Raw genomic sequence first — 8,266 nt, forward strand, 5'->3', positions numbered from 1 at the left:
CCTCCCGCAGGCCCGAGCTTTCGCAAATTTTGAAAACAACAGGGGATGTATGAAGAAAGAAAACAGAGGCGGAGCAAGAGAAGGCTCAGGAAGGAAGAAAAAAACACGAATATACTCTGATAAGGTAAAAAAGGCATATATCAAAGCTGCTGCCAAGCTTGCAAAAGAACACGGTAAGTCAATAGAGGAAGTCATGTTAAGCATGATTTATGATCCCAAAGTAGTTGATGTTGCCAAAGCCTCGGTGCTCAAAATTTATAATGAGGCATTGCTTGTGAAAGAATCAGAGCAGGAGCTTAATGTGAATCGGTCCGGTCCAGGCATTTACCTACCTCAGACAAAATCAGATCCGGCAAAATTGATACCAATACAGGGGAAGAAAAATGGCACTAACGATTAAGGACAAGGGAAATCGAATAATCCTGGAAGGCAGCACTTCAGCAATAGATGTCAAGATTTGCAGCAGGCCCATAGTGGTGACAAGTTGGCTGTGGATTAACCCGGCCACTGTTGCCGATGAATTTGAATGTGTTGATTCTGATGGCGACACTGAATTTTTTGGCGAATGCAGTGTGGCCGATCAACCAATGTCTGATGATTTTTCGTTGGGCCATGCGACAAAAGGTGCATTGTTTTGTAAAACATTGGGGTCTGGAAAGGTAATAATTTACTATAAAGATTATGCTTAATGGACTGGAGACCACACCCTGGAGCGCAAGAAGAGTTTTGCAGCCGAGGAGAATTTGAAGTTTTATTCGGTGGTGCCGCCGGGCCGGGGAAGACAGATTGTCTCATCATGGAGGCGGTGCGCTATGTGGATTTTTCAGATTACAAGGCTGTTTTGTTCAGGAGGGTGTTTCCTCAGCTTCAAGAGATCATAGATAGAACATGGAAGTATTACCCGTTATTGGGTGGTGAATACAGGGCAAGTGAACATAGATGGTATTTTCCGTCTGGGGCGACAGTGAACCTAAGCCACATGCAGTATGAAGATAACAAGTATGATCATCAGGGTAAAGAATACCATTATGTTGGTTTTGATGAGGTCACTCAATTTACAGGAAAACAATATCTCTACCTACATTCCAGGGTGAGATCCACAAACCCTAATATCCCCATGCGGATTAGATGCGCCACAAACCCAGGTGGCATAGGTCACGCCTTTTTCAAGGAACGATTTATTGATATATCTCAACCAGGTGTGCCATACGTTGACCCTGAAACAGGTCAATCAAGATGCTTCATCCCTGCAAGGTTATCCGATAACCCAACTCTAGTCGAAAACGATCCAAACTACATTAAGCGCCTCCTGGTCTTGCCTGAACTGGAAAGAAAGCGGCTCATGGAAGGCTTATGGGACGCTTACGAAGGTCAGGCGTTGCCTGAATTAAGTATGCGTGTTCATGGTGTTAATCGATTTGAAGTGCCTAAGGATTGGGAACACTTCATGTCGTTCGATTGGGGCTACGCGAAACCTTATTCAATCGGATATCATGCGCTTGATTTTGATGGATGCCTATGGCGGATAGGGTCAATCTATGGGACCAGGGAAGATATAGACCTTCATGATGTTGGCTTGCGTGAGACCCCGATTGAAATAGCAAGAAAGATTTACGCTTATGAGCGTGATATGCACATGCCTAAAATGAAATTCCGTGTTGCTGACCCAGCGTGTTGGTCAAAAACGCATCTGAAAGGTGGTGTTTTGGGCCCAAGCGTCATTGAAGACATGGGGAAAGAGGGGCTTTATTTTCTCAAGGCTGATAACAACCGGATTCTTGGGCGACAGCAGGTCCATAAACGATTGAAGCTTGACGAGGACATTGATTTCGTTACGGGTGAAGTGCTTAACGTCTCAAATAAGTTCTATTGTTTCAATGATGATAAGCACTTTTGGCGCACTATGCTGGATTTGCGGGAAAACGTGAATAATCCAGAGGACGTTGACAGCGATCAAGAGGACCATATTTATGACGAATTTCGGTATGCCTGTATGAGCAGGCCGATAAAACCCAAAATGATAAATCGGGTTCCTGAAGGGTCTTTTGCTGCCGAAAGGAACAGGCTGATTAAGGCCAAACAGTATTCAAAACGTCATGGCGTACCACTTCAAACAGCGTACGAAAGGGTAAGATAATTGGCTAAATTTAGCAAACAGCAGCTTGATAGGCAAAAATTGTGGGAGCAAAAGATTTCAAGGGCCAAAGAAGTTCGTAAGAAGTGGCGCGAAAGATTCAGGGTTGATCTTGCAAGAGAATACTTTGACGGAGTTCAAAACCCAGGTTATCCACAAAATGAATGGATAACAATTAATAAGATTTACAGCCATTTAAAGTCGCAGCTTCCGAGTCTGTACTCAACAGACCCGTATTTTTATATGAATATTAAGAGGTCATTTAATCCTGATCCTGCGAAAATACAACTTTATGACATGAAGGCAAAAATCAGACAGTCATACTTGAATTATCTCAAAGACGAAATGAAATTAAAGCAAAAGGCACGTCTCGGCATATTTGATGCGCATTTTATGTACGGTGTGTTGAAAGTTTACTACATGGCAGACGAAAGGCCACATCCCCAGGCCGGGCAAGACATAACGGATGAATCTGGATCTCCAATGATAGGGGATGACAACCAGGTTATGACATACCCTGAATATATCCCGGTGAATGAACGGTATATGGTGTCAAGGGTCCATCCTGATGACTTTCTTTTTGGTGAAGACTCCGGGACATTGGAAGAAGAATGGGACTGGGTATGCCAGATAATCAGGAAACCATACGAGGAGGTGAAAGATGATCCTCGTTTCGACAAAAAAGCAGTTAAGAGTTTGGAAAAAAAGGGTGGTGAAACAAAAGACGATGCTGACCGCCAGCGAGAAGATAGGAAAAAGGGCGGGGATATAAAAGGCCCTACAGAGCGGGACATCCCGAAAAACCAACAAGAAAAAGTGGTCCCCAAAGTGGTTTGTTATTACGAAATTTATAATCTCAAAAAAAATAAATGGCTGGTTGTTGCCGATGGTGCTGATATTCCGTTAATCGACGAAGAAGATCTCCCAAAGGGGATAGAAAAGCATCCCTACGCATATTTGACTTTCACCCAACGGGATGACTCACCATATCCGATCCCACCTGTCAGCCAGATGCTTGACTGTCAAAAAGAATATTGCCTTACTCGATCAAGGATGGTGACACATCGGAAACGGTTTAATCGAAAATATGAGGTGGATATAACCAGATTTGAAGATCCTGACATGGAGATCAGCAAGCTGGAATCTGGGGACGATGGTGCAATTATCAGGAAAACAGGGTCGGAAGATTGTGTCACCCCGATCAAGGACGCGCCCCTTGATCAACAAACGACCATCCAGGAATTAGCCATTATTGGCAGGGACCTTATAGAGGTTGGCGGCGGTTCGACGGATGAGGCTAGGGGGATAGCGGGGGCGGACTCCGCCACGCAAGCGGGAATCCTGGACAGACGGCTTGAAGTCAAAGAAGGTGATGCACTTTCAATGGTTATAGATTGGATTACAGAGGTTGCGCGTAAACTGGATATGTTGGTTCAAACTCATATTACAAAAGATGAAGCCATTAAGATTTCAGGTCCAGAGGGTGAGTATTGGGCAATAATAAAGCCGGATGATTACGAGGATATCCCTGGTGAATATGAGTACAGCGTTGACGTTGGGTCCACACTACCAAAATTGCCCCAAATGGAAAGATCAAGCTGGATGGCATTCTTGCAATTGCTTGCTGCTTTTCCTCAACTGCTTTTGAGCAACAGAACACTTAAAAAGATGTCTGAGCTACATCATATTGATGATAAGGCTATGTTGGAGGAGTTGAGGCAAATCGGCATCAAGATGATGTCTGGACAATTACCGATGCCGGGCAATCCCGGATCACAAGCTGGGGTAGGGGAAACGAGGCCGCAGAGCGACCAGGGCGGACAAGTTGGCGGGCTACAATCATTGATGCAAACCGGAGGGGCGGAAGGATAGCATGTTAGCTGAAATTATATTTTGTGCTATTATTTTTTACATCGCAGGTGAAGTCATCCGTAATTTATAGGAGGTGATTAAAATTCCATACTACGACTATAAATGCAAATCTTGTGAATTTGAAGAGATTAATCGGAAAGAGCATCCTGATAATACGGAAATAAAATGTCCAAAGTGCATAGATGGAATAATGACAAGGAAACTGCACGGGCAGTTCGGGATCTGCATGGGGGCGGCAGGGGCCCATGGTTATTATGACGAAAATCTTTGTTGCTATATCAATACTAACGCGCAGCGACGAGAAGAAATGAGAAAGCAAGGGGTGACGGACAAGTATTCTTCTCCCAAACCTTATGGGGAGGCGTGGGTATAATGGCTAGGATTTGTGACAGATGTTTTGGGAAGGGTGATTCAAGGATTGCGTCGGATGCCATTATATTTGAGCGAACAGACGAAAAATTTGACCTTTGTGAGTCATGTATCCAAGTTATCCAAGAAACGATACGGGATATGAGTAATATTGACAAAGAACCATCAACAAAACGAGGAAGACCAAGAAAGGAGACATAATTTATGACATTAGGTGATAGCACAGGAACCCAAAGCACAGAAGGACAAGCGGACGAAGGAACTGTTGCTGCACAGCAGCAGACAACCGAAACCGCCCCAAATGTGACAGAGGGACAACCACAGGCTAGTCAAGGGATAACCGAGCAAGGACCCCAAGATGAAGACACCTTTTTCGACCCGAAAGACATTGAAGACAAGCCCGAACTGAAGGCCGCTTACAAGCAAATGCAATCTGCATGGACTAAAAAAATGCAGAGCATCAGCACGCAGAAGCAAAAGCTTGAAGCTTACAACGAGTTTGAACGTGATCCTGCTGGGACAATCGAAAAATTGGCGAAACAATATGGGATCAAGATTCAGAAGGATGAACAATCACGTCAAGAACAACCTATCGACCTGAATAGCTGGGAACCAAAAAGTTGGGGTGAGGTTATGGACGTTTTTTCAAAAACCGTTTTAGAAAAAATCTCCCCTACATTAAATGAGGTTGCCAGGGAATCGCGGGAATCGAAAAGGAAAAGTGTTGAATCTCAACTCAATGATATTGATCCTACGTGGCATGAGTTTGAAGACGATATGATTGTGAATTTAAAAACTCATCCGACGTTAGCCAATGATGTTGAAAAACTCTACAGGATAAGCGTTCCACAAAGTAAGATTGAAAGCAAGGCGGTCCAAAAAGCGTTGAAAAAGTTGAACGACAAGGCTCATTCTTCAAAAGTATCCGGGAACTCAACAACAACTCAAACCCAGACTGAAGGACCTCCCGGCCCAGGTGCTACATTTGCCGAAGCAGTTGAGTGGGCGAAAAAGGACCTGGAACGTAGGGGGATCAGAAAGCCTGGTTGAAAATAAGGAGATTTTAAAATGACCATTGGCGATTCCGGTGCTCCTTCTAATCAAACCATATATTATGATGAGTTGCTCAGTACAACTCTTATGGCGAGAAAGAAGAGCATATTTGACACTATTTTCAAGGAGCACGCATTCCTCTCATATTTGAGGATGTCTGGTGGTATTGACTATCAGGATGGCGGGGAACGGATTACTGTTCCTTTGATGTACGCTGATAACGATACCATAAAAACGCACGGCGGGTACTCAATTATTGACACCACGCCGCAGGACTCTTTAACCACAGCCTTTTTTAATTGGGCTGAAATTGCCGGTTCCATTACCATCAGCAGAAAAGAGGAACGGCAAAACTCAGGGGAGGGCAAGCTCATTGATCTGCTTAAAAGTAAAATTGATGTTGCAGAAATGACAATGGGCGAAAAGCTTAACAATGATTTGGTGCTCGGCACGGTATCAGGGGCTACATTTGTTCCCGATACTGCTTCTGATGGGTCATACGGTGTTCTTCCACTTGGGTATTTTTTCAGGAAGGCAAATCGGACAAACCCGACGGTAGGCGGCAATATAGGTAATATTGACGCTTCAACCTATTATTCGTGGTGGGCGCATCATACAGCCATTGCCAATAACGGTTCAGTCGAAACCGGTAATTCTTTTGCCATTTCGGTATCAACCTACAAAGGTTTATCTGTTGCCCTGAAAAGAATGCTTAATTTCACTTCAAGGGGCGGTGGTGGTGCTGCTGACCTGGTGCTTATGAATCAACTTACGTTTGAAACATATGAGAATGCCCTTGATGACAAAGTGCGGTATTCAAACACCAAAATGGCCGATATGGGATTTGACACCATTAAACTGCGTGGTGCAACCTGTATCTGGGACGAGGTGGTTCCCGATCTTTATACGGGTACTGCGGCCATTGCTACCGGGACGGCGTTTTTCATCAATACAAAGTTCTACAACTTGATGATCGACAAAGAAACCGATATTGTGACCACGCCGTTTCTTAATCCTATTAACCAAACCGTGAAAACGGCTAAGATTCTGTTTATGGGTAATGCCACAGTGAAAAACATGCGTAAGCATGGGTTACTGTATGGCATATCTCAGTCCATCGTTGCATAACTATTTAACTATTGGAGTGATAGGGATTCCGCAAAAAAAGGAGATTTAAAAATGCTGTTCAAAAGTGCTTCAAGATCCGATGCGGAAAAGGTGTTTGTTGTTGTTAAAAACGTGTCCGGTGGGACCCTTACCGGTGGCTACTCATGCGTGTGGGATACCTCCACGGCTGATGGCGTTCGTGTTACTCAGAACGCCGCCACTACCCTTACCTTGTTTGCCGGCGTTGCTGATGCCGATATAGCCAATAATGGCTATGGTCTGATCCAGGTTTATGGGTATAGGTCAAGTGCCTATATTTCCTATAGCTCTGTATCGATTGTCATCGGTGACGCGCTTGGGGCTGGTCTGGCTGCGAACTGGGGCCTTGAGAGAAAAGCTGCCGGGTCTGCCGGGTCTGCTGTTGCGTATGCGGCTGCAATGGAGGCTGTTGCTTCCTCTACTGCGGTTGCCCATTATACGACTGCAAAGGTGTTCATCCGAGCTTTGTAACAACTAACTTCAAGGAGGTAGGGGCCTTGAAAATTTTATTTATCGACTTAACGACTTCGCTTGAGTCGTTTCAGGACCTTGAAAATAAGGGCCGTGGTGGGATGGTTTCAAGCTTATATATCCTGCCGAATGTTCTTTCACAATTAGGCCACGAATGTTATGTGATGTCTGATGCCAAGTCTTGTGGCGAGACTATAAACGGTGTCAGATGGATTAACGAAAGCCAGTATGATTGGCTGGATAAACAATCTTTTGACTTTATGGTGCTGAATAGACAGCTTTATGGAGATGCGTTCAGTTGGATAAAATCTAAGCATAGAGTCCTTTGGGTTCACGACATGGTTCATGGCGGGTGGATTACAAAGCCAGAAATAGCAAAGATGCTTTCTGCGACTGTGTTTATGTCTCAATATTCAGTCGAGACCTGGAAGGCATATTATAAAACAATCGGAAGACATTTTGTCATACCGAATGGAGTTGACAAAGAACTATTTAAGCCGTTGAACAAAACGACGACAAGCATGATTTATTTTTCCGCACCAAATAGGGGTCTTGAATATCTGCCGATGATTTTTCATTCTGTAAAGGAGAAGATACCGGATGTTAGTTGTATAGCATTTTCGAACATGAAATCGCTACATCCTAATGAATCTGGAGAGTCAGACAAGTTTGAATGGATCTACCAATTGGTAAGGGATTCTGGTATCGTGCTTCACGATGTCATAGACCAAAAGTCTCTTTCAACCTTCATTGGTGCATCCGGGTTAATGATAAAACCCAGTGATTATGCTGAAACGTGTTCAAACAGTACCTTGCAATCTTTATCATGCGGAACTCCTGTAATTACCAGCAAGGTAGGCGCTGATAAGGAATGGGTTCAGGATAAATATAACGGTCGGATCTGCGATCACATCTTGAATGATGGCCCTTTATTTATCCTTGAAATGTGCAGGGCGATAATTGACACATTATCAAATGATCGAGAGCATGAACGAATGATAAAAAACGCTCCTAAAACCAAGAACCTTTTTACATGGCAAGAGATAGGGGAAAAATGGAACCGTATGCTCAACCGCGTATATTAAATATAGGATGTGGACATCAAAAATTTATAGGCCCAAACGCTGTTAATGTTGACGCATACGATACATGTGATCCTGATATTGTGTGGGATTTGAATAAGACTCCGTGGCCCTGGGCGAAGGATAATGAATTCGACAC

Annotated in this window: 8 protein-coding genes; all 8 read left to right on the forward strand. The window is 44.0% G+C overall.

Annotated features, from left to right (window positions below; translation table 11 throughout):
• The coding region (locus B3D59_RS07685; protein ID WP_286818752.1) for a hypothetical protein at positions 1–400 on the forward strand (400 nt) is incomplete at its 5' end.
• Positions 384–689, forward strand: coding sequence for a hypothetical protein (locus tag B3D59_RS07690; RefSeq protein WP_286818753.1), 306 nt, complete (start codon positions 384–386; stop codon positions 687–689). The genes B3D59_RS07685 and B3D59_RS07690, both read left to right, overlap by 17 nt.
• Entirely contained in the window at positions 689–2,137 is a 1,449-nt protein-coding gene (locus B3D59_RS07695; protein ID WP_286818754.1) for a terminase large subunit domain-containing protein, read from the forward strand. The genes B3D59_RS07690 and B3D59_RS07695 overlap by 1 nt, the downstream gene beginning before the upstream one ends.
• A complete protein-coding gene (locus B3D59_RS07700) occupies positions 2,138–4,006 on the forward strand; it encodes a hypothetical protein (RefSeq protein ID WP_286818755.1) in 1,869 nt (622 codons plus the stop codon).
• 573 nt (positions 4,007–4,579) lie between these two features.
• The gene (locus B3D59_RS07705; protein WP_286818756.1) at positions 4,580–5,425 is read left to right on the forward strand and encodes a hypothetical protein; all 846 of its coding nucleotides are present in this window, start codon (positions 4,580–4,582) and stop codon (positions 5,423–5,425) included.
• An 18-nt stretch (positions 5,426–5,443) separates the two neighbouring features.
• Positions 5,444–6,556: a phage major capsid protein gene (locus B3D59_RS07710; RefSeq protein WP_286818757.1), complete on the forward strand. Its 1,113-nt coding sequence runs from the start codon at positions 5,444–5,446 to the stop codon at positions 6,554–6,556.
• 51 nt (positions 6,557–6,607) lie between these two features.
• Positions 6,608–7,045 carry a hypothetical protein gene (locus tag B3D59_RS07715; RefSeq protein WP_286818758.1) on the forward strand — a complete coding sequence of 146 codons (438 nt, stop codon included), beginning with the start codon at positions 6,608–6,610 and terminating at the stop codon, positions 7,043–7,045.
• Between the two features lie 26 nt (positions 7,046–7,071).
• Positions 7,072–8,130, forward strand: coding sequence for a glycosyltransferase family 4 protein (locus B3D59_RS07720; RefSeq protein ID WP_286818759.1), 1,059 nt, complete (start codon positions 7,072–7,074; stop codon positions 8,128–8,130).
• Positions 8,131–8,266 lie beyond the last annotated feature (136 nt).

This window comes from Desulfobacter sp. UBA2225, assembly GCF_002348205.1.
GTDB lineage: Bacteria > Desulfobacterota > Desulfobacteria > Desulfobacterales > Desulfobacteraceae > Desulfobacter > Desulfobacter postgatei.

Bases quoted from the DNA above. Each gene is read 5' to 3' on its own strand.
- B3D59_RS07690 (WP_286818753.1), top strand. From the start codon at position 384: ATGGCACTAACGATTAAGGACAAGGGAAATCGAATAATCCTGGAAGGC.
- B3D59_RS07695 (WP_286818754.1), top strand. From the start codon at position 689: ATGGACTGGAGACCACACCCTGGAGCGCAAGAAGAGTTTTGCAGCCGA.
- B3D59_RS07705 (WP_286818756.1), top strand. From the start codon at position 4,580: ATGACATTAGGTGATAGCACAGGAACCCAAAGCACAGAAGGACAAGCG.
- B3D59_RS07710 (WP_286818757.1), top strand. From the start codon at position 5,444: ATGACCATTGGCGATTCCGGTGCTCCTTCTAATCAAACCATATATTAT.
- B3D59_RS07715 (WP_286818758.1), top strand. From the start codon at position 6,608: ATGCTGTTCAAAAGTGCTTCAAGATCCGATGCGGAAAAGGTGTTTGTT.